This is a genomic window from Roseibium sp. MMSF_3412, assembly GCF_030733265.1.
GTDB lineage: Bacteria > Pseudomonadota > Alphaproteobacteria > Rhizobiales > Stappiaceae > Roseibium.
Genome location: NZ_JASHJI010000003.1, coordinates 201,673 through 226,258 on the forward strand (window position 1 = coordinate 201,673; position 24,586 = coordinate 226,258).

The 24,586-nt window shown below is 59.4% G+C and carries 29 protein-coding genes; 21 read left to right on the top strand and 8 right to left on the bottom strand.

Translation table 11 applies throughout. The annotated features are described in order from the left end of the window. Positions 1 to 5 precede the first annotated feature (5 nt). From RBB49_RS07170 to RBB49_RS07245, 16 genes are all read left to right on the top strand, one after another. Positions 6 to 1,241 carry a DUF58 domain-containing protein gene (locus RBB49_RS07170; RefSeq protein WP_306142032.1) on the top strand — a complete coding sequence of 412 codons (1,236 nt, stop codon included), beginning with the start codon at positions 6 to 8 and terminating at the stop codon, positions 1,239 to 1,241. Continuing rightward, positions 1,241 to 2,239, top strand: a complete 999-nt coding sequence (locus RBB49_RS07175) for a stage II sporulation protein M (RefSeq protein WP_306142033.1) — start codon at positions 1,241 to 1,243, stop codon at positions 2,237 to 2,239. The genes RBB49_RS07170 and RBB49_RS07175 overlap by 1 nt, the downstream gene beginning before the upstream one ends. Beyond that, on the top strand, positions 2,236 to 3,159 hold the full coding sequence (locus RBB49_RS07180) for an RDD family protein (protein WP_306142034.1): 924 nt from the start codon (positions 2,236 to 2,238) through the stop codon (positions 3,157 to 3,159). The genes RBB49_RS07175 and RBB49_RS07180 overlap by 4 nt, the downstream gene beginning before the upstream one ends. 64 nt (positions 3,160 to 3,223) lie before the next feature. Beyond that, entirely contained in the window at positions 3,224 to 3,991 is a 768-nt protein-coding gene (locus RBB49_RS07185) for a hypothetical protein (RefSeq protein WP_306142035.1), read from the top strand. A 160-nt stretch (positions 3,992 to 4,151) separates the two neighbouring features. Further along, on the top strand, positions 4,152 to 4,934 hold the full coding sequence (locus RBB49_RS07190) for a hypothetical protein (protein ID WP_306142036.1): 783 nt from the start codon (positions 4,152 to 4,154) through the stop codon (positions 4,932 to 4,934). A gap of 329 nt (positions 4,935 to 5,263) precedes the next feature. After that, positions 5,264 to 5,995, top strand: a complete 732-nt coding sequence (locus RBB49_RS07195) for a hypothetical protein (RefSeq protein ID WP_306142037.1) — start codon at positions 5,264 to 5,266, stop codon at positions 5,993 to 5,995. Positions 5,996 to 6,157: 162 nt separating this feature from the next. Continuing rightward, positions 6,158 to 6,835: a heme ABC exporter ATP-binding protein CcmA gene (ccmA, locus tag RBB49_RS07200; protein ID WP_306142038.1), complete on the top strand. Its 678-nt coding sequence runs from the start codon at positions 6,158 to 6,160 to the stop codon at positions 6,833 to 6,835. Further along, positions 6,832 to 7,503 carry a heme exporter protein CcmB gene (gene ccmB / locus RBB49_RS07205; protein ID WP_306142039.1) on the top strand — a complete coding sequence of 224 codons (672 nt, stop codon included), beginning with the start codon at positions 6,832 to 6,834 and terminating at the stop codon, positions 7,501 to 7,503. Before ccmA ends, ccmB begins: the two co-directional genes overlap by 4 nt. Before the next feature lie 101 nt (positions 7,504 to 7,604). Beyond that, positions 7,605 to 8,369, top strand: a complete 765-nt coding sequence (locus RBB49_RS07210; RefSeq protein ID WP_306142040.1) for a heme ABC transporter permease — start codon at positions 7,605 to 7,607, stop codon at positions 8,367 to 8,369. A 4-nt stretch (positions 8,370 to 8,373) separates the two neighbouring features. Beyond that, the gene (gene ccmD, locus RBB49_RS07215) at positions 8,374 to 8,547 is read left to right on the top strand and encodes a heme exporter protein CcmD (protein ID WP_306142041.1); all 174 of its coding nucleotides are present in this window, start codon (positions 8,374 to 8,376) and stop codon (positions 8,545 to 8,547) included. 89 nt (positions 8,548 to 8,636) lie between these two features. Beyond that, positions 8,637 to 9,179, top strand: a complete 543-nt coding sequence (locus RBB49_RS07220) for a DsbE family thiol:disulfide interchange protein (RefSeq protein WP_306142382.1) — start codon at positions 8,637 to 8,639, stop codon at positions 9,177 to 9,179. Positions 9,180 to 9,306: 127 nt separating this feature from the next. Further along, the gene (locus tag RBB49_RS07225; protein WP_306142042.1) at positions 9,307 to 10,080 is read left to right on the top strand and encodes a thioredoxin family protein; all 774 of its coding nucleotides are present in this window, start codon (positions 9,307 to 9,309) and stop codon (positions 10,078 to 10,080) included. A gap of 129 nt (positions 10,081 to 10,209) precedes the next feature. Then, positions 10,210 to 11,103, top strand: coding sequence for a cation diffusion facilitator family transporter (locus RBB49_RS07230; RefSeq protein WP_306142043.1), 894 nt, complete (start codon positions 10,210 to 10,212; stop codon positions 11,101 to 11,103). 46 nt (positions 11,104 to 11,149) lie between these two features. Beyond that, entirely contained in the window at positions 11,150 to 11,980 is an 831-nt protein-coding gene (locus RBB49_RS07235) for a carbohydrate ABC transporter permease (RefSeq protein WP_306142044.1), read from the top strand. A gap of 299 nt (positions 11,981 to 12,279) precedes the next feature. After that, on the top strand, positions 12,280 to 12,963 hold the full coding sequence (locus RBB49_RS07240) for an HAD family phosphatase (RefSeq protein ID WP_306142045.1): 684 nt from the start codon (positions 12,280 to 12,282) through the stop codon (positions 12,961 to 12,963). A gap of 108 nt (positions 12,964 to 13,071) precedes the next feature. Continuing rightward, positions 13,072 to 14,190 carry a methyl-accepting chemotaxis protein gene (locus tag RBB49_RS07245; RefSeq protein WP_306142046.1) on the top strand — a complete coding sequence of 373 codons (1,119 nt, stop codon included), beginning with the start codon at positions 13,072 to 13,074 and terminating at the stop codon, positions 14,188 to 14,190. A gap of 111 nt (positions 14,191 to 14,301) precedes the next feature. On the opposite strand, the gene RBB49_RS07250 is transcribed toward RBB49_RS07245, so the two are convergent. The 4 genes from RBB49_RS07250 to RBB49_RS07265 all read right to left on the bottom strand — a co-directional run bounded on the left by RBB49_RS07250 (position 14,302) and on the right by RBB49_RS07265 (position 17,897). Further along, positions 14,302 to 15,630, bottom strand: a complete 1,329-nt coding sequence (locus RBB49_RS07250; RefSeq protein WP_306142047.1) for an ammonium transporter — start codon at positions 15,628 to 15,630, stop codon at positions 14,302 to 14,304. Positions 15,631 to 15,650: 20 nt separating this feature from the next. Next, on the bottom strand, positions 15,651 to 15,989 hold the full coding sequence (locus RBB49_RS07255; protein WP_299478375.1) for a P-II family nitrogen regulator: 339 nt from the start codon (positions 15,987 to 15,989) through the stop codon (positions 15,651 to 15,653). Between the two features lie 434 nt (positions 15,990 to 16,423). Beyond that, positions 16,424 to 16,975, bottom strand: coding sequence for a DUF924 family protein (locus RBB49_RS07260; protein WP_306142048.1), 552 nt, complete (start codon positions 16,973 to 16,975; stop codon positions 16,424 to 16,426). Between the two features lie 112 nt (positions 16,976 to 17,087). Then, positions 17,088 to 17,897, bottom strand: coding sequence for an ABC transporter substrate-binding protein (locus RBB49_RS07265; RefSeq protein WP_306142049.1), 810 nt, complete (start codon positions 17,895 to 17,897; stop codon positions 17,088 to 17,090). A 201-nt stretch (positions 17,898 to 18,098) separates the two neighbouring features. Here RBB49_RS07265 and RBB49_RS07270 point away from each other — a divergent pair, with 201 nt between their 5' ends. After that, the gene (locus RBB49_RS07270) at positions 18,099 to 18,326 is read left to right on the top strand and encodes a sulfurtransferase TusA family protein (protein ID WP_306142050.1); all 228 of its coding nucleotides are present in this window, start codon (positions 18,099 to 18,101) and stop codon (positions 18,324 to 18,326) included. A 12-nt stretch (positions 18,327 to 18,338) separates the two neighbouring features. Here RBB49_RS07270 and RBB49_RS07275 read toward each other — a convergent pair whose 3' ends face one another. Then, positions 18,339 to 18,635 (bottom strand): 4a-hydroxytetrahydrobiopterin dehydratase, encoded by a 297-nt coding sequence (locus RBB49_RS07275; RefSeq protein WP_306142051.1) that lies wholly within the window; start codon positions 18,633 to 18,635, stop codon positions 18,339 to 18,341. A gap of 80 nt (positions 18,636 to 18,715) precedes the next feature. Here RBB49_RS07275 and RBB49_RS07280 point away from each other — a divergent pair, with 80 nt between their 5' ends. Next, a complete protein-coding gene (locus RBB49_RS07280) occupies positions 18,716 to 19,165 on the top strand; it encodes a low molecular weight protein-tyrosine-phosphatase (protein ID WP_306142052.1) in 450 nt (149 codons plus the stop codon). Positions 19,166 to 19,269: 104 nt separating this feature from the next. Continuing rightward, the gene (locus RBB49_RS07285; protein ID WP_306142053.1) at positions 19,270 to 19,560 is read left to right on the top strand and encodes a hypothetical protein; all 291 of its coding nucleotides are present in this window, start codon (positions 19,270 to 19,272) and stop codon (positions 19,558 to 19,560) included. 24 nt (positions 19,561 to 19,584) lie between these two features. On the opposite strand, the gene RBB49_RS07290 is transcribed toward RBB49_RS07285, so the two are convergent. Beyond that, on the bottom strand, positions 19,585 to 20,364 hold the full coding sequence (locus RBB49_RS07290) for a phosphatase PAP2 family protein (RefSeq protein ID WP_306142383.1): 780 nt from the start codon (positions 20,362 to 20,364) through the stop codon (positions 19,585 to 19,587). Positions 20,365 to 20,582: 218 nt separating this feature from the next. Here RBB49_RS07290 and RBB49_RS07295 point away from each other — a divergent pair, with 218 nt between their 5' ends. Further along, complete coding sequence (locus RBB49_RS07295) at positions 20,583 to 21,245, top strand: 2-hydroxychromene-2-carboxylate isomerase (protein WP_306142054.1); 663 nt, start codon at positions 20,583 to 20,585, stop codon at positions 21,243 to 21,245. 36 nt (positions 21,246 to 21,281) lie between these two features. On the opposite strand, the gene RBB49_RS07300 is transcribed toward RBB49_RS07295, so the two are convergent. Then, on the bottom strand, positions 21,282 to 22,451 hold the full coding sequence (locus tag RBB49_RS07300; protein WP_306142055.1) for a hybrid sensor histidine kinase/response regulator: 1,170 nt from the start codon (positions 22,449 to 22,451) through the stop codon (positions 21,282 to 21,284). 195 nt (positions 22,452 to 22,646) lie between these two features. On the opposite strand from RBB49_RS07300, the gene RBB49_RS07305 reads away from it, so the two are divergent. Continuing rightward, on the top strand, positions 22,647 to 23,618 hold the full coding sequence (locus RBB49_RS07305) for an AEC family transporter (protein WP_306142056.1): 972 nt from the start codon (positions 22,647 to 22,649) through the stop codon (positions 23,616 to 23,618). Between the two features lie 9 nt (positions 23,619 to 23,627). Here RBB49_RS07305 and gluQRS read toward each other — a convergent pair whose 3' ends face one another. Continuing rightward, positions 23,628 to 24,512, bottom strand: a complete 885-nt coding sequence (gene gluQRS, locus RBB49_RS07310) for a tRNA glutamyl-Q(34) synthetase GluQRS (protein ID WP_306142057.1) — start codon at positions 24,510 to 24,512, stop codon at positions 23,628 to 23,630. Between the last annotated feature and the right edge of the window lie 74 nt (positions 24,513 to 24,586).

Consider the following 24,586-nt stretch of genomic DNA (forward strand, 5'->3'; position numbering starts at 1 on the left):
TGATCATGATTGTCGCGAGCACGGCCCTGCGCGATCTTGCCATCCTGCCCTGGCTGCTGCTCGGGCTCGTGGTTGCCTTCGACATGGCATCGTCCCTGCAGCGGCCGAAAAACCTCACCTTCGAGGCGCCGCTGGAGATCTTCGTCGGAGAGACGGTCCGTCTCCATCTTGTCCTTGAACAGGCACCGCGCGACCTGAGCGCCAAACTGGAGTGGCCGGAGGGTCTGAGCGGTGAGCATGAAATCGCGTTTCAGCCCCATGCCGACGGCACCAGCCATGCAGATATTGAGGTCCGTGCCGTGCGGCGGGGGATCTGGCAGCTGGAGCATCTATGGCTGTTCTGGGTTTCGAAACTGGGATTGCTGGAATTTGTCCCGAAGCTCGATCTGGGCGCCGAACTTCGTGTCGTGCCCAATATCCGGCAGGTCCAATCCGGTGAAATCACCACGACCGTCATGTCGACACTTTACGGCGTCAAGGAAAACCGCGCCCTGGGCGAAGGCTCCGAATTCCATCAGCTGCGCGATTTCGTGCCCGGCATGGACATCAAGTCGATCGACTGGAAACGCTCGGCCAAGCGCCGTTCACTGGTTGCCAAGGAATTGCGCGCCGAACGGAACCACCACGTGATCATCGCACTCGACAACGGCTACCTCATGCGCGAGGAAATCGCCGGCCTGCCGAAGATCGACCACGCAGTCACGGCAGGTCTGGCAACCGCGTGGGCGGCCGCCGTCGGTGGCGACCTGGTCGGGTACTATTCCTACGACGTCCGCCCGAGAACCTTTGCCGCGCCGGCCCCCGGACGGAGTGCCTTTGCGCGGCTGCGCAACTGGACCGCGGAACTTTCCTATGTCAGCCGGGAGACCAACCACACGCTCGCGCTCACCGAGCTGAACGCCCGCACGCCCAAACGCAGCCTGATCATCGTGTTTACCGATTTTATCGACACGACCTCGGCGGAACTCCTGATCGAGAACATCGGCATTCTGGCCAAGCGCCATCTTCTGATCTTTGTCGCCATTCGCGATCCCGACATGGAAACCATGGTCGAAACCGCGCCGGACAATCTCGAAGGCGCAGCAACGCTGGTTGCGGCCAACCAGTCCATGAACGAGCGCAGGCTCGTGCTGGAACGGCTTGCGCGCATGGGGGTCACGATCGTCGACGCAAAACCGAATGCGGTCACGGCCCGCCTGATTTCGACCTACCTGGAAATCAAGGCGCGGGAGATGATTTGATGCAGGATCAGGATCTCATGCGCTCGGCGCGCTTTCGCAAGGAACGGGAGGCCGACTGGCAGCGGCTCGAACAGCTCGTCATGGCCGCCGAAAGCCGGGGCCTGCAGTACATGGATTTCGCCGAGGCGCGGGACCTGGCATCCCTCTACCGGCAGGCAACCACGTCGCTTGCGATTGCCCGCGAGATCTCGCTGGACAAGGCCTTGCTCGGATACCTGGAAGCTTTGACGGCCCGCGCCTATCTCTGTGTCTATGCGCCGCAGGAGCGCCTGGGCGGCCTGTTTCAGCGGTTCTTTTCGCACGGTGCCCCGCAGGCCATGCGCCGTTCCTGGCCGTTCATCCTGCTCGGGTTCCTGTGCATGGGTCTCGGCGCCCTCTCCGGATACCTTCTCTATTTCGAAAGCGCTGACTGGTACTATGTCTTCATGCCGGCGGAGCTGGCGGGCGGGCGCGGGCCCGATGCCACCTACGAGGCCCTGCGGTCGGTCATCTATGACCAGAACCCCGACAGCTCCGGGCTAGGCGCTTTTGCCACCTACCTGTTCTCGCACAACACCCGCATCGCGATTTTTGTGTTCGGTCTTGGTGTCTTCGCCTGCGCACCCGCGGTCGTGCTCACATTCTACAACGGCCTGATGCTCGGGGCGTTTTATGCGCTGCATGTCGACCGGGGGCTCGGGCCGGACATTGCGGGCTGGCTGTCGATCCACGGGGTCACGGAACTCTCGGCAATCTGCATTGCCTGTGCCGGCGGGCTGAAACTTGGCACCGCGCTGATGTTTCCCGGCGACGTCTCGCGCATCACGTCCCTGCGCCTGGCCGGACGCGACGCCCTGAAACTGGCGCTTGTCGCCGCGCTGATGCTGCTGGTCGCGGCGTTCCTGGAAGGTTTCGGAAGGCAGCTCGTTCAGGACATTTACATGCGCTTCATCATCGGCTGGGGGATCGGCGCGCTCTGGCTGATCTGGTTCCTGTTCGCGGGGCGGGAGCAAAAATGATCCCACGGCTCCGCAGAAAAAGGAAAACGGAACGCCCCTCGCGCAATCAGCTCATGCCGCCCGAAGGCGTCCCGCTGACGATGCAGATCGCCGGTGTCGGCGTCCGCCTGGGTGCGCAGATCACGGACATCGCCATCACGACCGCCGCCCTGGTCTGCATCATGATCCTGCTGGCAACGCTGAACATCACCGGGCCGCAAACGATCGTCGCCATCGGCGCCCTCTTGTTCTTCCTCATCCGCGTTCCTTACTACATCCTGGCGGAACTGGCCTGGAACGGTCAGACGCTCGGCAAACGCATCATGAAGATCAAGGTTGTCTCCCATGATGGCGGCCCCCTGACGACCCACGCGCTTGTCCTGCGCAACATGATGAAGGAAGCCGAGGTCTTTCTTCCCGGAACGCTGGTTCTGATGCTCGATGCGTCCTCCCCCCTGGGCTCGCTTCTTGCCTTCGGCTGGATTGCGATATGCCTGTTCGTCCCCATCTTCGACCGCTATCGCCGCCGGCTGGGCGACATGATGGCCGGCACGCATGTCATTCACCTTCCTGTGCCGGTTCTTCTGAAAGACCTCGCACGGGAACCCCGCGTGATGACCCGGGACAAGAAGGGGTTCGTGTTCCTGTCCCATCAGCTCGACCATTACGGCGCCTTCGAACTGCAGACGCTCGAGGGCCTGTTGCGGGCGCAGGAGACCCGCCCGTCCGGCAACATCCTGGCGGAGCGGGACAAGACGATCGCGGCGATTGTTGAAAAGATCCGCAAGAAGATCGGCTATGCCAGCCCTGTTCCGCCTGCGGACCGGGTGAAATTTCTGCAGGCGTTTTACAAGGCCCAGCGTGAACATCTTGAACAGCGGCAGCTCTTTGGAGACCGGCGCGAAAACAAGCATTATGCACAGAACGGAGAAGACGCCTGACCGACACTCTTCTGCAGCCCGAGGGCCTGGCGCTGACCACAATCACTCCGGCCTTGGAGGAAACATGACGGAAACACGGGACACCGGAACAGACCTTCCTCTCGGCGTGGGAACCCTCATCGGTGACAGCTTTTCCATTCTGTTCAGGCAGTTCTTCCCGATCCTGCTGATCGGCTTCGTGCCGAGCCTGCTGGGTGTCTTGTTATCCGGCGCTCTTGTGGGCTTCAACACGGTCCTGAGCCTCGACGACACCGGCGGCTCGTCCGGCGGCGCGAGCGCCCTGATCAGTCTGGTGGATCTCGTGGTCTACTCGATCACGACCGCCTTCATGGTGCAGCTCGCCTACGATTCCAAACTCAACCGGCCGATCACACTCGGAAAATACATCGGTCCGGCCATGTCATCGATTTTCCCGATCGCAATCCTGGGCATCGGTGTCGGACTGCTCATGGGGATCGCCTCGCTCGCCTTCATCATTCCGGGGCTTTGGGTCTACGCGGTCTTTTCCGTCATGGAGCCGGCGATTGTCATCGAGCGGCTTGGCTTCAAGGGGCTGCGCCGGAGTGAGAAACTGACAAAAGGATACCGGTGGCCGATCGTCGGCGCGCTTGTGATCACATGGATCTGTGCTCTCGTGATCATCATCCTCGCCCTGTTTGTCGCCGATCTGGCCATGACCAGCGGCATTCTGGCGCTTTCGATTGTTGTCTACGCAGCGCTGACGGCTATCGGAACAGGCCTGATCAGCATCCTGACAGCCCTAATCTATGCGCGGCTGCGGGAAATCAAGGAGGGTGTGAGCGTTGACCAGATCGCATCGGTGTTTGACTGACAATCCGCCTCGATCCGGGTCCGAGGCACAGCTTGTGGACAGGTTCCGTTGCTTTTATTGTCAGGCACCCGGGACGAAAGATGCGCGTTTGAGGTGTATGCATAACGCCCTGGCGATTTTTGGTTTAAGTGATTCTTTTTGATGAAAACGGAGTAATTGCATGACGGACACAGGTTACAGCCAGCCCAAGCCACCTCTTGGTGTCGGCTCGATTGTCGGCGAGAGTTTCTCGATTCTGTTCGGCCATTTCATCAAGGTCATCATTATCGGTTTCGTGCCGACGCTGATCGGGTTCCTGCTTTCGGGAGCCTTGACCGGCTACAACGTTGCCCTCGGCCTGGAGGTTCAGGACTTCTCGGGTCCCGGCAGCGTGGTTGCCTTCATTATCTCATTGCTGATCAACATGATCGTCTATTCCATCACGACAGCGCTGCTCGTTCAGCTTGCCTATGATGCCAAACTCACCCGTCCGATCCAGATCGGCCGGTATATCGGTCCCGCCATCAGCGTGATTGTGCCCCTGGCGGTGATCACCATCGTGCTGTCGATCCTGGTTTCGATCGGCCTGGTTCTGTTCATCGTACCCGGCCTCTGGATTTATGCGGTGTTTGCCGTGATCGCCCCGGTCATCGTGATTGAACGTGCCGGTTTTAACGCGATGGGCCGCAGTCGCTTTCTCACCAAGGAGTATCGCTGGCCGATCGTCGGGGCGCTGATTCTCGGGATCGTTCTGTCCATGATCATCAGCTTTCTCGCAATGTTTGTGGTCGGTCTGATCGTCAGCATCGGATCGATCGGTCTGATCATCGGCATCATTCTGTTCGCCGGCATGTCCACGCTCGGTGCCGGCTACATCAGTATTCTCATCGCACTGATCTATGCCCGTCTGCGCGAGATCAAGGAAGGCGTGAACGTCGACCAGATCGCGTCCGTCTTCGATTGATCAATGCACCCTCAGCGCCCCTCCGGGGCGCTGAGATTTGTTGTGCCCGATGCTTCGGCAAAGAACCGACACACCAACCACTCCGCTTGGGGCCGTGACGAAACCAAGCTGCGAACGTTCGGGATACATCGAAAAAATATGGGTTTGGACAATTGCAGAACCAGATTGAACAGGATCCGGTGGATCCTCATGCTTCGAGCGATCAGGCACAGCCGGTAACAAAGGCATCGGAACCAAAACCTCCTCTGGGTGTTGGCAGCATCATTGCGGAGAGCTTTTCCATACTCACGAGAAACGTTTTCCGGATGATCCTCGTGTCTTCGGTGCCCATGGCGTTCTTTCTCGTGCCGCTCGCACTGGTCCTCTCCAATTCTGGCGTGGTCAATTTTCAGGACCCCTCCGCCAACTGGCCGATGGTGGCCGTTTACTTATTGACATCCTTGCTGGCGTTCTGCGCTGCGACTTCCCTGATCTCCGCTGCGGTGACGAGACTCACTTACGACGCTAAACATCTCACGCCCACAGGGCTTCGGGCGATTTTTGGCCCAGCGTTGGCTGCAGCCCCATCCATTGGCCTGCTCGGCATTGCCATTTGCGCCCTTCTGGTTGTCGTCCAGGTCTCAATGTTTGCCCTGGGCCTTGTAACACCGCTGCTCTCACTGGTGGCGCTGCCGGTATTCTTCGTGATCTACCTTTGGTCGATTGCGGCCTTCTCGCTCATGCCCGCGGCGGCCGTGATCGAGAACAGGGGCTTGCGCAGCCTTTCGCGGAGCAGAGAACTCACGAACGGATATCGCTTGGCAGTCTTGGGAACGATGCTGCTCGCCAGTCTGTGCAGCGTCGTGATTCAGCTTGTGTTTTCATTCGCGACATTCTTTCTGACGATATTGGTTTCTCTGGTTTCGGAAACCTTGAGCGGAATTCTGTCTTTCGCGTCGTCTCTGGCTGCCTTCGGCGTCATGATCAGCTTCATGTGTATCGTTGCCTGCCTCCTTTACCTGCGGCTGAGAGAAGTGAAGGAAGGGGTCGGGATCGATCAGATCGAGGCGATTTTCGATTAACACGGAACCGAGACCTGGCAATTCCTGCCCCGGTGGAGCGCGGTCTGCGTCGAGAAACAACTGGACTTCGTCGAGGCAAACCAATGTTTGACACAAGGCAAGTCAGCGAAATCTCTTGCGTGATACCAGTGCACGGAACTAACAAGACAAACGTGCCTTGTCATGCGGAGCGGATTTCTGAAACTTGTTGCTGAAAACCTGACGATTGATCGCGGTGGCCGCCGGGTGTTTCAGGACCTGTCCTTTGCGGTTGAACGGGGAGAAGCCCTCGTTGTCACCGGCGCCAACGGCATCGGCAAGTCGTCCCTGCTCCGAACACTCGCCGGACTGGTTCCGCTCGCCGCCGGCACACTGCGGCTGGACGGAGGGTTGCCTGACCTTCTGCCACAGGAACAAGCGCATTATTTCGGCCACCAGGATGCTGTCAAACCGGCGCTCAGCGTTTCGGAGAACCTCCAGTTCTGGCAGAGTTTCGCTGCGCCCTGCGAACCGGACGGCTTCGACGGCGGCAGATACACGCCGGGCGAGGCGCTGGAGACGCTCGGGATCGGGCACACCGCTCATCTCCCCGCGGCCTATCTTTCCGCCGGACAAAGACGGCGTCTGTCCCTGTCACGCCTTCTGATCACACCACGGCCCATCTGGCTCATGGACGAGCCGACATCGGCACTCGACAAGGCATCCGAACAGCAATTGCTCGGACTGATGAACACGCATCTGGACAACGGCGGCGTTGTCGTCACCGCAACGCATACCGACCTCGCACTCAACCAGATCCGCACGCTGCATCTGCAAGCCGGCGACCCCGGGAAGCTGCTGCAGGAGGAGGCGATGTCATGAGTGGTTGGGCAATGGCCTTGTTCAAGCGCGATCTGCGCCTTTCGGTCCGCATCGGCGGCAGCGCCCTTGTGGGTGTCCTGTTCTTTCTTGCGGTCGTCACCGTCATTCCCTTCGGTGTCGGCCCCGATCTCAATCTGCTGGCCCGCATCGGTCCGGCGATCCTCTGGATCGGCGCCCTTCTGGCAACGCTTCTCGGCCTCGACCGGCTGTTTCAGGCCGACCGGGAAGACGGCACGCTCGACCTGATGATGATGTCCGGTCGTCCGCTTGAACTGGTCGTGCTGGTGAAGTGCCTGGCCCACTGGATCGCAACCGGCCTGCCGCTGGTTGTTGCCGCCCCGCTCCTCGGCGTGTTTCTGAACCTCGACCCGGTATCGATGGGTGCGGTGACGGCAACGCTTCTCGTCGGGACGCCTGCGCTTACGCTGATCGGCGCAATCGGAGCATCGCTGACCGTTTCACTGCGCAGGGGCGGGCTGCTTCTTGCGGTCCTTGTCATCCCCCTGGCCATTCCGGTGCTGATCTTCGGCGTGAGCTCGGCAGATGCGGCCATTCACGATCCGGTCCCATTCCTGACCCCGTTTCTTATCCTGTGTGCGTTGACCCTGATTGCCGCGGTCGTCGGCCCCGTTGCCTCAGCGGCCGCACTGCGCTTCTCGTCGGACTGAGCGGACAGCCATGAACATCACCCTCTCTTGATCGAGCGCAATGCAGCCTGCGACATGGCAGTGCATTGAAGGAACCGGGAGAGTGCAGTAAATAGGGCACTATGGCATTTTGGGATTATGCAAATCCGACGCGGTTCTTGAGGCTGGTTCAGATCGTTCTGCCCTGGCTCGTCGGTCTGTGCGTGATCACCTTCGCGGTCGGGCTCTACATGAGCTTCCAGGCACCCGAAGACTATCAGCAGGGTCAGACCATCCGGATCATGTATATCCATGTCCCCGCCGCCTGGCTGTGCATGATGTGCTATACGGTCATGTCCCTGTCCTCGATCGGCACCCTGGTCTGGAAACATCCGCTTGCTGACGTCTCTGCGAAAAGCGCGGCGCCGATCGGGGCCGCCTTTACCTTCATGGCACTGTTGACCGGCTCTTTGTGGGGCAAGCCCATGTGGGGTACATACTGGGTCTGGGACGCACGCCTCACCTCCGTTCTGGTACTCCTGATCATGTATCTGGGGCTGATGACTCTCTGGCGGACGATGGACGATCCGATCAAGGCGGGCAAGGCTGCAGCCGTGCTGACACTTGTCGGCGCGCTCAACCTGCCGATCATCAAGTTTTCCGTGGACTGGTGGAACACGCTTCATCAGCCTGCCAGCGTGGTTCGCCTGGACGGACCGACCATCCACCCGGATCAGCTGTGGCCGCTTCTGGTCATGGCGATCGCCTTCACGCTCCTGTTCCTGGTTTTGCATCTGATGGCCATGCGCAACGAAATCCTGCGCCGCCGCGTGCGCGCGCTCCGGATGCGGGCGGCGAGCGCTTCACATCCTGGAACCGCTGCCGCGACAGCGCAGCCCGCGGAGTAAGCCCATGGATCTCGGACCGCATTCAGGTTTCATCATCGCATCCTATGCGCTTTGCATCCTGACCGTCCTCGCCCTTGTCGCCTGGGTCCGGATAGACAAGCTTGTTCAGGATCGCGCGCTGAAGGAACTCGCGGATCAGGGCATTGTACGCAACCGGCCGGACACACCAAAGCAATGACGGAAACGGACGCACCGAAAACCGGCTTCAAGCCGGATGACAAGTCGGACGGCACCCACGGAAAGCGTGGCTTCCCTGTCCTCGTTCTGATGCCGCTCGTGGTGTTCATGGCGCTGGCGGGGCTGTTCATGTTCCAGCTCCTTCTGGGCAACGACCCCCAGAAGATCCCGTCGGCACTGATCGACAAACCCGCGCCGGAGTTTTCCCTGGCCGCGGTCGAGGGCATCGCCCGGGACGGAACACCGATCCCCGGCTTTTCCCGGGAAGACCTTCTGGGCAAGGTATCCGTCGTCAACGTGTTTGCCTCCTGGTGCGGCCCCTGCCGCGACGAACACCCGCTCCTGGAAGACCTTGCCAGGGTCGAGGATATCCAGCTCCTTGGCATCAACTACAAGGACAAGCCGGAAAATGCCCGGCGGTTTCTTGGAAGCCTCGGCAACCCTTATGATCGCATTGGTGCCGATGATGCCGGAAGAACCGCAATTGAATGGGGCGTTTACGGGGTGCCCGAGACCTTCGTCATCGATAAGCAGGGCACGATCCGGTACAAGTTCATCGGCCCGCTGAGCCCGGCTTCCTACCAGGAAGTCTTCCTGCCGGAACTCAGCAAGATCATAGCCGCAAACCGGTAACGCCCGGCAACGCCGATTTCACATTTCCGCGAATTTTCCCCGTTCTCACCGATGTCACCGGCTCGTGACTCGCGATTGAAAGCCAAGTTGCATATTTTACCGGCAACCGAAAAAGGAAATGAGCCAAATGGTGGGTCTAACAATTCGGAAAGCGCAGCGGGCTTTCCGTACGGGTGCTGTTGTTCTGGCAGGAATAGCCGGTCTTGTCTTATCGATGGAAGTTGCCGGCGCACAGCCCAAGAAGGTGGTGGAACTGTTCACGAGCCAGGGCTGCTCGTCCTGCCCTCCGGCGGACAAGCTGGCCGAACGCCTCGTGGAAGAGGACAGCGATGTTCTGACGGTTCTGATGCCGGTCGACTACTGGGATTACCTGGGCTGGAAGGACACGCTTGCCAGCCCGGTCCATTCCCAGCGCCAGCGCGCTTACGCGACCCGGCGCGGAGACCGCTCGGTCTATACGCCGCAGATGGTGATCAACGGCGAGGAACATGTGGTCGGCAGCCGGGAACGCGACGTCCGTGCCGCACTTGACCGCGCCGACCCGTTCACTGCGCAGGTCGACCTGAAGATCTCCGACATGGTCGTGCAGGCGGATCTGGAGGGGCAGCTGCCCGCCGGTGCCAAGATGGCGACGGTCTATTTTCTCAGGATAGAGGACGAGGCAACGATCGATATCGGCCGGGGCGAGAATGCCGGCAGAACGATCAGATACGTCAACATAGTCCGCAACCTGCAGCCGATCGGGGTTTGGGAAGGCGGTTCCGAAACGTTCCGCATGCCGAAATCCAAATTGATGCTGAAAGGCGATGCCCGCTGCGCCATCATCGTCCAGATCGAGGATCGCGACGGACCGGGCAAGATCATCGGCGCGGCTGTCTTGAACCTGCGCGACGGTGCCTGAGGCACCGTCCGGACTTCGTCGTCCCGATACCACCTCCCGAAAGTACAGGATTAACGCGGCGACTGTCTTGTATCCTGCGTAAAAGCTGCTACCCCTTGCCGCGAGGCGGCTCACGCTACGGGGAAGTGCATGGATCAGGCTTTGAGGCTTCGGGTTGCTTTTGCAAGCATATTCGTCGGCATCCTGGTTCTCGCCCTCAAGATCGGCGCCTACCTTCTGACGGCGTCGGTCGCGCTTTATTCCGACGCGCTCGAGACCTCGGTCAATATCGTTTCGTCCATCGCCGCACTCGCAGCCGTCTGGCTGGCCTCCAAGCCTGCGGACAAGAACCACCCTTACGGTCATGACAAGGCGGAGTATTTCGCCGCCGTTCTTGTCGGCGTGATGATCGTGCTGGCCGCGATTTCCATTTTCAGAGCCGCCTGGATCGGTTTCACCGCCGGCGACCACCCGAATTATTCGCCGCTCGGGCTCGGAATGAACCTGGCATCGGCGATCATCAACGGAGTTTGGGCCCGGTTTCTGATGACCTACGGCAGAAGCACCCGGTCACCCGCTCTCATCGCGGACGGCAAACACCTTTTGACGGACGTGGTGACCTCGGTCGGCGTGCTTCTGGGCGTTGGTCTGGTGCTCCTTACTGGCTGGCAGTTGCTCGACCCCGCGCTGGCGGTCATTGTTGGTCTGCTGGTTCTTTGGTCCGGCTGGGAGCTGGTCAAGGAGTCAATTGGCGGGCTCATGGACGAAGCCGCATCCGCGGACGTCCTCGCAAAGATCCGGGAGCAGATTTCCCAGCATGGAGAAGGCGCCCTGGAAGCTCATGACCTGCGCACGCGCATTGCCGGCAGATCCACCTTCATAGACTTCCATCTGGTCGTCCCCGGAGACATGTCCGTCGATACCGCTCATGACATCTGCGACCGGATCGAAACCGCCATCAAGGAAGACGTTCCAGGTGCCCGCATAACCATTCACGTCGAACCGGAACACAAGGCCAAGCATTCGGGTATCGTGGTCGTATGACCAGGAACAGGGAAGCCGTTCAGCCGGAACAGAGTTGGAAACGCCTTTGACACACGCATTCAGGCGCAGAGCCCGGAACATTGCGGATCACGCGATCCTGATTTCAGGATCCGTGCTCATGTGTCTGCCGGTCTATGGGCTCTTCGCGGCAACCACACACGCTCCCGGCACGCCGATGCAACCGCGCCTCGATCCCGGTGGAGCCTTCGTTGCGAACTACAGCGCCTTCCTGACATCGAGTGCCGGCTTTTCCGGAGACATCACCGTTGCCGCAATGTTGTGGAACTCCTTCGTGCTGGGGGCCGGATTTGCATCGCTCAAGGTGGCGGTCTCCCTGCTTGCCGCCTATACGCTCGTCTATTTCAGGATTAGGGGAGCGAGCGCCATCTTCGCCGTTCTGCTCCTCACCCTGATGCTTCCGCTCGAATCCCGATTCCTGCCCACGTACGACGTGGTTGCCCAACTCGGGCTCGTCAACACGGAGGCCGGGCTCATTTTCCCGCTCGTGGCATCCGGCCTCGGAACGCTGTTCTTTCGGCAATTCCTGCTGACCGTTCCCGACGCGATGCTCGAGTCGGCACGGCTGGACGGTGCCGGAAGCTGGAAATTCTTCAGGGACATCCTGATGCCGCTGTCGGCACCGACCGCTGCGGCACTCTTTCTTGTTTTGTTCGTGAACGGCTGGAACCAGTATCTTTGGCCGGTGATGGTGACTTCGGAGGAAGCCACCTACACGCTCGTGAGGGGAATGCAGTTCTTCGGCCGCGCCAGCCTCCCCGGCCTGATGCTGGCCATACTCGCGATCGTACCGCCGTGCCTCCTTGTCATCTTGTTTCAACGACAAGTCGTTAAGGGACTGTTTGACGGCTCACACTAGGATACGGACTCATTAATGAAGTCAATTTGATTTGGATCGTTTTGACCAGCTGCAAGGAGCGAAAGCGCAGGAAATGTGCTTCATTTTCAAGCCTTTCGCGACGTGGCAGATGGCCAAAACGGCCAAATCCGAAGGACGGCAGAAATGGCCTCACCTCGCAGCGTCACCGCGCTTGACCGGGCATAAGGCCCGCTCTACTCACGCTTCCTCGCGAGGTTTTGCCATTTCTGCCGCCAAATCGGCTTCATTTATGGGTCCGTACCCTAGGGTACCGACGGCTGGAAAAGGACGATAATTGCATGTCATTTGAAGCGATCCTGTTTGATTGCGACGGCGTCTTGGTCGATTCGGAACTGATCTACGTCGACGTGGAACGGGAACACCTTGCCCGGATCGGGCTGCACTACGAATTGGACGAATACATGAACCGGTTCCAGGGTTTGGGAGGCACGGATTTCTGGGCCGCGCTGGACCGGGACCACCAGGCGCTCGGAAAAGGGCCGCTGCCGTCCGGTTTCGGGGATGATCTTGACGCGGCAACCATGGAGCGCATCAACCGCGAACTTTCGGAAATTGCCGGTATCAAGCAGCTTCTGCAATCCCATGTCGGCCCCCGCGCCGTCGCGTCCTCCTCACGCCTGGCGCGGCTGATCCACAAGTTGAAGCACACGGGCCTTTACCCGTATTTTGAACCGCACATCTATTCCGGCGAGCAGGTGCCGAACGGCAAGCCGGCGCCGGATCTTTTCCTGTTTGCCGCGCAGAAACTCGATGCCGCCCCCCAGGCCTGCCTGGTGATCGAAGACAGCGCCAACGGCGTGAAGGCGGGTCTTGCCGCCGGAATGACGGTCTGGGGCTTTGTCGGCGGCGGGCACAGCCATGGCGGCCACGCGGATCAGCTTCTGCAGGCCGGAGCCCACAAGGTTGTCGACAGCCACGACGACCTGTCAGGCCTGCTGCTGCCAGGCAACACCGCCGCGTGACCACCACCGGCTGCGCACGGCAACCGCGTGGCATCCAGACGTGAGCGCGGCAGTCCTGAAACCCGGGAGCCATTTTGAATTGAGCCTCAGCATTCGAAGGGACAAAAAATGTTCAAGCGCGCCGTGATCACGGCCCTGATCGTCGGGTCGATCCTGACGGTCATCAATCAGGTCGACGCTGTCTTTGGCCAGGCGGAACTGATCATCTGGCAAGCCCTGTTGTCGACAGCCGTGCCCTTCATCGTCTCGCTGGTGAGTGCCTATCTCACGTTGAAAAACAAGGAGACGAAAAACGCAGACCAACATGCGGCAGAGCGGTTGGAGAAGCGGACAAATGGAACGGAATCCCGACGGGACCCGCAAGCGCAGGCCGCGGACCGGCCGCTTCTCGGCAAAAACGAAGTGAGTCAGCTGAAAGACGCCTGGGCCGTCGTTGCCGAGATCGGACAGAACGCAAAGGCGGTAAATGTTGCCAGCAAGGAACGCGCCGGCTTTCTGGCTGACCTGATATCGGCCTCCGAACAGATCCAGAAGGATCTTCACGCAGTTGGTCTGGAAGCCCTGGAATGTACCCAGGATCTTGCAAACGCGGGCGGCAAGATCACGCAGGCGCGGGAAGGCATCGATACGATCTCGCAGACCTGCCTCGGCGCCGCCGAGCTCATCGGGCATCTGGGCACGGCCACATCGGATCTCACAAGCAAGTTCAACGACATCGAAAACCTGGCGCAGGAAATTTCGTCGATCTCCTCACAAACCAACCTGCTTGCGCTCAACGCGACGATCGAAGCGGCCCGCGCGGGTGACGCCGGCAAGGGCTTTTCAGTCGTTGCAGGTGAGGTTAAGGCGCTGGCCGGTTCGACGGAAAAGGCCGTTGAATCCATTGCTACGATCCTCTCGGAAATGACGCAATCGCTTGCAGAGACACGCCAGCTTGTCGAAACCGCGAAAGAGAAGCTGCAGCTTTCCGGCACGCAGAGTGCCAGCAGCCTGGAGCAGATTGCGTCGGCAGAGACCACATTGAGCGATCTGACCAGCCGCAACGAGGCGACATCCCGCCAGATGACCGACAGAACCGCCGCGCTCGACAGGGTATCAACCAACCTTCATCAGATCCGCAAGGACACGGAAAACGCCATCAACGGGTCTGCCCGCAACATCGAGCTCGCCAAACGCGCCTCGCAAACCGTGCAGGAAGTGGCCGAAAGGCTGACACAGGCCGGATAATCGGCAAGCCGTTTCTGAAGACAAAAAAAACCCGGGGTTGCCCCCGGGTTTCCAGTTTGCGGTCCGAGCCAATAGACCGCCTGGGAGATTTTTTTCCTCGACTCTGAGACCTCAGAGACGCTGGGAACCGGTTCCGAACTCCGGATAGGCTTCCACGCCGATTTCGACCTTGTCGAGACCAAGAGCCTCTTCTTCGTCGGAGACGCGGATACCCATGGTGCTCTTCAGGATGAACCAGACGATGGCGCTGGCAACGAACGCGAACACGCCGTAGGACACGATGCCGATGATCTGCGTGCCGTAGGAAGCATCACCGTTCGACAGCGGAACAATGAGCGTGCCCCAGATACCTGCAAGCAGGTGAACCGGGATAGCGCCGACAACATCATCGATTTTCAGTTTGTCGAGCAGCGGAACAGCGAAGACAACGATCGCACCGCCGACACCACCGATGAACAGCGTTGCCCACATGCTCGGTGCAAGCGGTTCTGCCGTGATGGAAACCAGGCCGGCAAGTGCACCGTTAAGCGCCATGGTCACGTCGACCTTCTTGTAGAGAACCTGGGTCAGGATCACGGCGACGATCACGCCGGAGGCAGCAGCCATGTTGGTGTTGGCGAAGATGCGCGAGATATCCGTGACATCGCCGATCGAACCCATTGCGAGCTGCGATGCGCCGTTGAAGCCGAACCAGCCGAGCCACAGGATGAACGTGCCGAGCGTTGCCAGCGGCATGGACGAACCGGGAAGCGGGTGCACGGTACCGTCTGCACCATACTTGCCTTTACGCGCACCGAGGATGATCGCACCGGCCAGAGCAGCCCAGCCGCCTACGGAGTGAACGATCGTGGAACCGGCAAAATCGGAGAAGCCCATTTCGGACAACCAGCCGGCGCCCCACTGCCAGGAACCCGAAATCGGGTAGATGATACCGGTCAGGACAGCGGTAAAGATCAGGAACGGCCAAAGCTTGACGCGCTCGGCGACAGTACCGGAAACGATTGACGCCGTCGCTGCAACGAAGACCATCTGGAAGAACCAGTCGGACGCCGTGGAGTAACCGGTGTCGAGGGCGTCACCGCCGACCGGATCGAAGGAATACGGGCCGAAGGACCCGATGAAACCGCCGTCAACGCCGGTGTACATCAGGTTGTAACCGGTGATCCAGAACATCACACCGGCGATGGAATAGAGCGAAATGTTCTTCAGGCACTGCATCGACACGTTCTTGGAACGCACCAGACCAGCTTCCAGCATGGCAAAGCCGGCAGCCATCCACATGACGAGGAAACCGCCGATGAGGAACAAAAGTGTGTTGAAAATATACGCGACTTCCGGAGACACAGCCGGAGTTTCAGCCGCATCCTGAGCGAAAACCGGAAGAGCCGAAAGGCTCAACACGGCAAGCGCCGCCGCACTCTTAGCGACAAGTTTTTTCATGATACGTTTCCTTACCTAAATCACAGAGCTTCGGCGTCTGTTTCGCCAGTGCGGATGCGCACAGCCTGATCGATCGAGTGAACGAATATTTTGCCGTCTCCGATCTGACCGGTCTTTGCGGCCCCGGAGATCACGTCGATTACCTTCTCGACATCAGCGGTATCGACGGCGACTTCGATTTTCAGCTTCGGCAGGAAGCTCACCGCGTACTCTGTGCCGCGGTAGATTTCGGTATGCCCCTTTTGGCGGCCATAGCCTTTCACTTCGGTCACCGTCAGACCCTGTATGCCGATGCCCGTCAGGGCATCGCGCACTTCGTCGAGCTTGAACGGCTTAATGATGGCCATCACTATTTTCATTGCTCGTACCATTCCCCTTTTTTCGCCCCTTCCCGTCGAAGGAGCTCGGTCGTCAGCCCAGGTGCCGTGCCTGTTTGGAGCCCCTCTGGAAGACTTCTCAGATCTCGAATGCACCGTGACGCATGAGCCGGGCTAACGTCGGCGTCTGTTAATCAAAGACCGTGCCAACTGGTAAGAGAAATTGAAAAATTCAATATTTTCATATTGTTAGGAGATACAACCTTGAATGCACGCATTAAGAAGTCTGAGCGTGATGAATTTCGAGGCATTTTTTCTGACTAAAAATTAGACGAATATCGTGCAAGGTGTGAAAAATTAGGCAGACCGAACCGTGAGCAAAAGCATCGAAATGAGGCAGCCTGGGACGCGCTGCCCAAAGGCTGGCTCTTTCTGTCAGGAACTTGCGCCCTATTGAAGAAGACGGGAAACGGGTCTCAGGCGGAAAAGCCGCCGTCGTCCAGATAGGCTATTTCTTCAGGTGTGGAGCTGCGCTTGAGGATCTTGTTGCGATGGGGAAAGCGGCCGAACCGCCTGATGACGTCCATGTGGATCAGGGCATAGTGGTAAAAGTCCGTATTTCCCAGACGCCGGCACAGATCGACGCTTCTTTCCTGATGCGACATGTCTTCGGAATGCTCGAAAGGAAGATAAAAGAACACGCGAACGTCATTCGGAAACGCCCGGTCGAAACCCCTCTCAAGGGCAGTCTCGGCAATCGACACGGCTTTCGCGTCAGCAGAAAACGCCTCGGGCGTGCCGCGGTAGATGTTCCGGGTCATCTGATCAAGCAGGATAAGGAGCGCTAGCGCGCCATCAGCGGTATCCGCCCAATGATCCAGCCTGCCGGCCATTGCCGCCTCAACGGTTTCGCGAAATCCCGCGCGGCAGCTTCCATCGAATTTCTCGCCGCCCGCAAACCATTTCGGTGCGCCGGCCTGCCACCAGAAATCAAGAACATCCAACGGAGAAACAGGTGTTTCGGACATCTGGGCACTTTCATTCGTTAGCAATCAAAGGGGATGGACGGACCTCCGCGAAGGCGTTCCGCATCAAGAAGCAACGCAATAACATTTGTACGGAATGCGGCAAAGGTCAGCTCTATCCACCACACGCCCGGCTTTGCCAGTTATCCCTGTGGATGCGCATCTGCTTCTCCAGATAACCGCTGTCCTTCAAAGCTGCCATTTCGGATCGGAAGGCCTCGACAATCATGGGATCCGTGCCACGGCTGAACACCGCCCAAAGCGGTTTCGCAAGGTCTTCTATGAAGACGACCGGCCGCAGTAGCGCACCGTCGTAACCCTGCCGGCACGCGGATGCCTCGGCAAGAAATCCCGTGAGAGGCAAGAGGTCGATCCGGCCGAGGAAGAGCATTTCGATCCCCTGCCGGTAGTCTGTGATCGGCATGAGCTGACCGGAGGCCTCAAGACCGGTTTTTTGAAGGTAGGCATGCAGATTGCCTCCATCCTGAACACCGATCCTCAGACCGGTTCCGTTCAGGTCCGCGACGGTATCGACGGCAACTTCCGGACTTGTTTTGAGCTGATAGAAATATTGTCCATATGGCGAGACTTCACCAAGCCAGAGAAACTGGTCTTCCCTTTCCTGCGTGCGCGAAAGCGAAAACAAAAGGACATTCGGAACGCTCCTGGCCGTCAGCATGGCCCGCTTCCAGGGCATGAACTCGACGGAGGCGGCTTCCAGGGGAACCTTGTCTTTGACCCGGCCGATAACCTCGGCGATGTATTGCGCCACGTACCCGTCCGGCTTGCCGTCATTGTCCCATTGCAACGGCGCAAAACTCTGCGTGACGATCCGGATCGATGGTGTATCCGCCGAGACACCGGTTACGGACCCCGTCAGGAGCCAGATGCCGGTGACGAAGATCTGCCAAAGTTTCGGGGTCATGTCACCTCCGATATCCTGCGCCGATATTCGATGCAGCTTGCCTCTGATCGCCCGGCTTTCGAAAAAACGCGCATGGATCTTTCCTACACCGGGAACATTAATAGCCCTTGAAAGAATGGAAACTGCCCGCCTTTTGAACTAGATAATCCACTTGAAAAGGCATTGTGCAAGAAACCGTGCGACAGCGAATAAAGGCTCATTGTGTCCGAAACCCTGCTTGATCTGAAGGGGCTGAAATGCCCACTCCCTGTTCTCAAGGCACGCAAGGCCATGTCGAGGTTGCCGGCCGGTGACCGGTTGGTGGTGCTGACCACCGATCCGATGGCCGAAATCGACATTCCCCATTTCTGTCAGGAGAACGGTCACACGCTCGTCGCGAGCGAACGCACGGAGTTCGGTCACCGGTTCCTGCTCACCAAGGGCGCCTGAAGTTCCGTCGAATCAGGTCCGGGATGCCACGTCATCGATCTGCCGGGCGAGTTCCAGATCAAGCGCGCTCAGCCCTCCGACATCGTGCGTGGCGAGCGTAACATCGACTGTCCTGTAGACGTTCGACCATTCGGGGTGGTGGTTCATCCTTTCGGCAAGAAGCGCCACATGCGCCATGAAGCCGAACGCCTCGCAAAAGTCCTTGAACTTGAAAGACCTGAAAATCGCCTCCCGCCCATCGCACAGATGCCAGTCCGGCAGCGTGCTGAGCCCGGCTGCCCGGTCTTCCGGTTTCAGTCGTTCAACCATCCGATCAACCCTTCGGTTCCTTGTTGCAATTGGCGACACCCGTAAGCACGATGTCTGCACTGAGACTATCGGAGAGAGCATTGACCCACAAAGTCCTGTTTGTCTGTCTTGGCAATATTTGCCGTTCACCCCTCGCCGAAGGCATATTTTCCGGGCTGGTCGATGATGCGGACTTGACCGGCGACTTCCAGATTGAGTCCGCTGGAACGGGTGCCTGGCATATCGGCAACCCGCCGGATCCACGATCCGTGGACGTTGCCGAAAGACATGGCATCGACATCTCGCATCAGCAGGCCCGCACCGTGACATTGGAAGATTTCGACCGGTTCGACGTCATCGTGGCGATGGACCGGGACAACCTCGCCAAGCTCACTGCGATGAGCGATGCGCCGCGTGCCGAGATCCGTTTGTTGTTCAATGCGCCGCCCATGGATGTACCCGATCCGTATTTCGGCGGTCCGGAAGGCTTCGAAGACGTGTTTCAACTGATCCGGTCCGGCTGCGAGAACATGCTCACGACCCTCCGTTAAGCCGGCTGAGAGGCCCCTCCAAATGCATTTGAAGCTTTGATTTCATAAATCCGTCTTACAGCCTGCGGTATTGGTAACGTTCCCGACCTCGAAGCTGGATCGCAATGAAATTCCTCTGGTGGTCCCTGGCCGCCCTGCTCCTGTTGCTCGGCCTGGCAACGGTATGGCTGCCCATACCGACCGGAGTGCCTTTGCTTGCGCTCGGACTGATCGTGATTGTCGGGACGAGCAGAAGCGCTGCCCGGCTGCTGCGCAAACGCCGCCGGGCAACGCCTCCCTTGAACACCGCGATCACCTGGGTCGAGAACCGGTCCCCGCTGCATTTTGCTCGAATTCTGAAGCGAACCCGGCCAAGGAAGAAACGAATTCAAGGCGATTCGGAGCATTTGACCTGATCGGCCGCAAGCCACCTGACCCGATCAATGCTCGGAAAACCTGCGCAGCCCCCCCTGAAGGAGACGTTTGGCACGTAGCGCGACTCGGCGGAGGAAACGATGCAGACGCCTGCCCTTCACCGTGAACCATTCGTCCAGCTTCCGGTCCGTGACGAGCGGCGGCACCCTCTGGTAGAGAAGGTGATAGACGGCGAGAATGAGCAGCAGCGTAACGCCCCAGGAAATCAGCGTGTCGGAAAAGAAATGCCCCCCGAAAGCAACCCTGTTGGCCGACAGGATCACGCAAAGCGGCAGCACGAAACAGAGCGTCGCCTTGCGCCAGCTTGCCGGGACGAGAAACGCAATGGACGTGAGCCAGATCGCGGCAGACGCTTCGCCCGACACGAAGGAACAGTTGCGGTCGCAATGGTCGGATATCACCCAGACCGGCTGATGCGGCAGGTCGCCGCCGAATTCCTCGACATAACGTGGCCGCGGACGGCCCCAATTGTCTTTCAGGATGGTGTTGACGAGGACGCCGGGGCCCATGATGAGCGTGGTCAGGAGAAACAGCGGTTGTCGAAGCGGCAGGATCGGTGGTCGCCCGGGTGCGGCCAGCTTCAGCAGAAGGACGGCAACGCAACTGATTGCGATGACACGGACCAGAAACGGGCCCAGATGCCGCACATCCCTCAAAAAGGGTTCATTTTGTGCCCAGAAGCCTGCCGTTTCGGAATAGAACAGGCCGCTTGCGAAAAAATCGACACGTGGGAAGAGAAGGAAAAACGCGGAAACCGCGACGATATAGATCGACACGCACACCATCGGGTGAGCCCTACACCAGTCGGCTGACTTGCGAAGCGCAGACTTGGGATTATTCTGATGTGGTTGGGTTTGCGTCATTAACGATTTTCGGACCAGTTCGGGAACTCATGATCAAGGTCATGCCATTGCAGCCTGTTTTACGAGGGTATCACCTATCGCATCCGCCGATGCCATCCAACCCCCGAAAACCGGCAACCGTTCAAGCGGAGTAACACAAGGTGTCCGAAAGCCGCCAGACCAGTCAGCATGCAAGTTCCGGCAGTGACCCTCAGTCGGCGCAGAAGCGGCCAGTGGTCGAGTTCTGGTATGAGTTCGCATCCACATACAGCTACTTGTCCGCCATGCGTATCGAAACCCTGGCGAGCGACTTCAACATCCGCATTGCCTGGCGCCCATTCCTGCTCGGACCCATCTTCAAGAAACAGGGCTGGGACACGTCTCCGTTCAACCTTCATCCTGCAAAGGGCCGCTACATGTGGCAGGATATGGAGCGGCAATGCGAGAGATACGGTCTGCCCTTCACCATGCCCGCACCGTTTCCCCAGCACAGCCTGCTGGCGGCGCGCATAGCCCATGGTGGCCGTCAGCAATCCTGGATCGGAGCGTTTTCGCGTGCGGTCTATGTCGCTGAATTCGGCCAGGGCCTGGATATCTCCGATGAAGCCCTGATGGCCGGCCTGTTGCTGGAAGCAGGAGCGCCCGTCACGCAGGCACTCAATGATGCAGGCAATTCCGAAACCAAGATCGGCCTGCGCGCGGCCGTATCGGAAGCTGAAGAACGCGGTATTTTCGGTGCGCCAAGCTTCGTTCTGGAAAACGGCGAACTCTACTGGGGCGACGATCGTTTGGAACAGGCACTGGAGACGGCCGCAAGCGGATAGGTCGGCAACAACCCGGACCCGGGACATCCGGCAGCATTACGAGACCGCTTCGGACCCGTCAGGCGGCACCCGTGCGCGCTCAAGCGCTGCGAACAGATCGGCGGGCGACAACGGTTTTGCGATGACGTCTTCAAAACCGGCCGCGTGCAATTGGGCCTCGCCAACCGCCTCCAGCGCAGCAGTCACGGCAATGAGCGGCAATTCGAAATAGGTCGGATCCGCCTTGATTTCACGGGCGGTTTCAACGCCGCTTTTGCCGGGCATGTTGAGATCAAGAAGAACCGCGTCGTATGCATGCCGGGGAAGGGCCTCCAGCGCTTCATCGCCCGAGTGGACCACATCGAAGGAATAGCCGAACGATTCCATCAGAGCGGACATGAGCCGGCAATTCGTTTCGTTGTCGTCAACGATGAGGACATGCGCCGCGGCGGCGGCAGCATTGGTCTTTTCTGCCCGGGGGATGTTTTCAAGAACGGGCTGACGCTCTGAGGAAATGCCCCTTTGCGCGGGAACGCGCAGTTCAAACCTGCTTCCTCCCGCCTCGGGCCGCACAAGGCGCAGTTGTCCTCCCAGCTTTCGGGATTGGCAGGCCGCACCCCAAAGCCCCAGGCCAGAGCCTTCCGTGGTTTCAAGCCCGCGTTTTCCGCGTGAAAACGGACGGAACAGCCTGGTTTCCTCTTCCGGATCGATCCCGGGCCCCGTGTCCGTTATCGAAACGCCGACAAAGTCGGGTTCTTCACCTGTATGGTCTGCGGCAGGCGGTGTGCTTTTCGACACCCCGACATCAACCGAACCCAGATCGGTGTATTTCACGGCGTTGTCCAGGAGAGTGGTCACGATCCTGCGCAACTCGGCGGCTTGAGATGTCACCAGATCACACGCATCCGGCTCAATGTGAAGCCGGAAGACCAGGCCTTTTTCATCTGCTGCAACCTGAAACAACTCCGCGCAATCTCGCATGATGTCAGCGACATTCTGCTGCGAAGGCGCCGGTTCCTCGCCGGACCTGACCGCCTCGACAAGCTCGCCGGTCATGTCCGTCAATGCATCGATGGATCGAATCAGGATCGAGAGCTTCTCGAACTGGTCCTCGTCCAGCGGCTTGCTGCCGATCAATTCGGCTGTCAACCGCATCGCGGCAAGCGGTGTTCTGAGGTCATGTGCCAGCAAAGCCAGCTTGACAGCTTCGTCGTCACGGTCCGGCATCAGGCCCGGTTCCTTCTGCGCGCAGGCACAATCGCATCACCCTGGCTACAGCGTTCAATTGGAACGGCAAAGCCCGGAGTCTTTCGTCAGCTTCATTTTGAAGGCTGGCGGCGCGCGATCCAATCCCCTAAAAGCAATTCCCAACCGCAAAATTCTACCTGCCCCTCCCTGCCCTCAAGGCCTTGCTGAAACCGGATGCTTGCACAGACCTTCCTGATCGTCGCCCCAGTCTTCATCCTGATCGGAATCGGCTATTGCCTCGCCCGTTTTCGTATCCTGAAGCAATCCATCGGCGAAGCGCTCGGCGACTTTGTCTTCATTGTCGCTGTTCCTGTGCTGATCTTTCGCTCCCTGATCAATGCGGACCTGTCCGGAGGATTTCCGCTCACGCTCTGGGGCAGCTACTTCTTGGGTGTCGCGGTTGCATGGATGCTCGGCACGCTGGTCATTCGAAAGATTTTTGGCCGTGAGGCCCGTGCAGGCGCGATAGGGGCCATATCGGCCTCCTATTCCAATGTTGTGCTTGTCGGCATGCCGCTTATCGCCGCTGTCTACGGCAATGGCGGGCTCGTGCCGCTGCTGCTGATCATTTCCGTTCACCTTGCCACCATGACCGTTGTAACGGCCATCGCCATGGAGCGAACGGCCGCGATTGACAACGGCACCGAAATGCCGCCGGTCGGCAAACTCGCCCTCGAGGCAGGCCGGAAGGTCTGCGTCAATCCGCTGATCATCACCGTGGTTTTCGCACTGATATGGCGTCAGACCGGCCTGGAGATACCGGAAATCGGCGACGACGTCCTGCGCCGTATCGCGGCGACAGCTCTTCCGTTGGCCCTGCTCTCTCTCGGCATGAGCCTCGTTCAGTATGGCCTGCGTGGGAATATCCTGCCCGGATTTCTGCTTGGTGCGATCAAGGTCTTCATCATGCCCGCAGTGGTGTTTCTGGCGGCCGCATTCCTGTTTCAGCTGCCCCCGCTCTGGACGGCTGCCGCAACCCTGACCGCCGGCTGTCCGACAGGTGTCAACGCATTTATTTTCGCCAACCGTTACGGCACCGGACATGCCATGTCGGCAAATGCCATCACGCTGACCACCCTGGTCGCCATCGGGACCATAAGCCTGTGGACGTCCTTTCTGGCGTACTGGTTCGACGGCGCGTTCTGACGGCCCTGACTAAAGGCCGATGCGCCGCCGCAGTTCCGTGAGCGTAAGCCCGCTTTCGCGCAAGGACCTGAGACTCGTGTCATCGTTGGATTTCGAAAGCTTGCGCGCGTCCGGACCGAGAATGAGCCGATGGTGCCGGTAACGGGGCTGCGGCAGACCGAGCAGTTCCTGCAGAACGCGATGAACGCTGGTTGCGTGGTAGAGGTCCTGTCCGCGCAACACGTCCGTAATGCCCTGGCGCGCATCGTCAACAACAACCGCCAGATGATAGCTGGTCGGCGTGTCCTTGCGCGCCACCACCACATCCCCCCAGTTGGCAGCCTCGGCTGCAACCGCTTCGGGGGGATCAAACAGTGCCTTTCCCTCGGACCCGGCTTCCTGCCAGGTGAGATCCGCTCCGACCCGCGCCAGCGCCTTGCCCATGTCAAGACGCAGTGTAAAGGGCGCGTCGCTGTCCATGCGGTCACTGAGTTCCGCTTCGCAAAGCACCGCACGGTCACCCGGATAGAGCGGCGCGCCGTCAGGATCACGCGGCCAGCTTTTCCCGCTTTCCTCGGTTGCCTGTACGAAACGCCTGATATCTGCCCTGGACAGATAGGCCGGATAGATCAGGCCCATGTCCTGCAGCCGTTCCAGCGCCGCCCGGTAATCGGGAAAGTGGTTGGATTGCCGCAGGACAGGTTCGTCAAGGGGCAGACCCAGCCACTCCAGGTCCTCGAACATGTCGGCTTCGAGCGCCGCTGTGCACCGTGCCTGGTCAATATCCTCGACACGCACCAGGAACCGCCCGTCCAGTGCCACCGCAGCACGCGCGTTCAGCAGGGCGGAAAGCGCGTGGCCAATATGCAGGTGTCCATTCGGAGACGGGGCGAAACGGAAGACAGGCTTGCTCATGAAGGCGGCTGGAACGGGTTGACGCGGACGCGGACATGAATCATGACCGCTGGTATAACTACCATCCCCGAAAC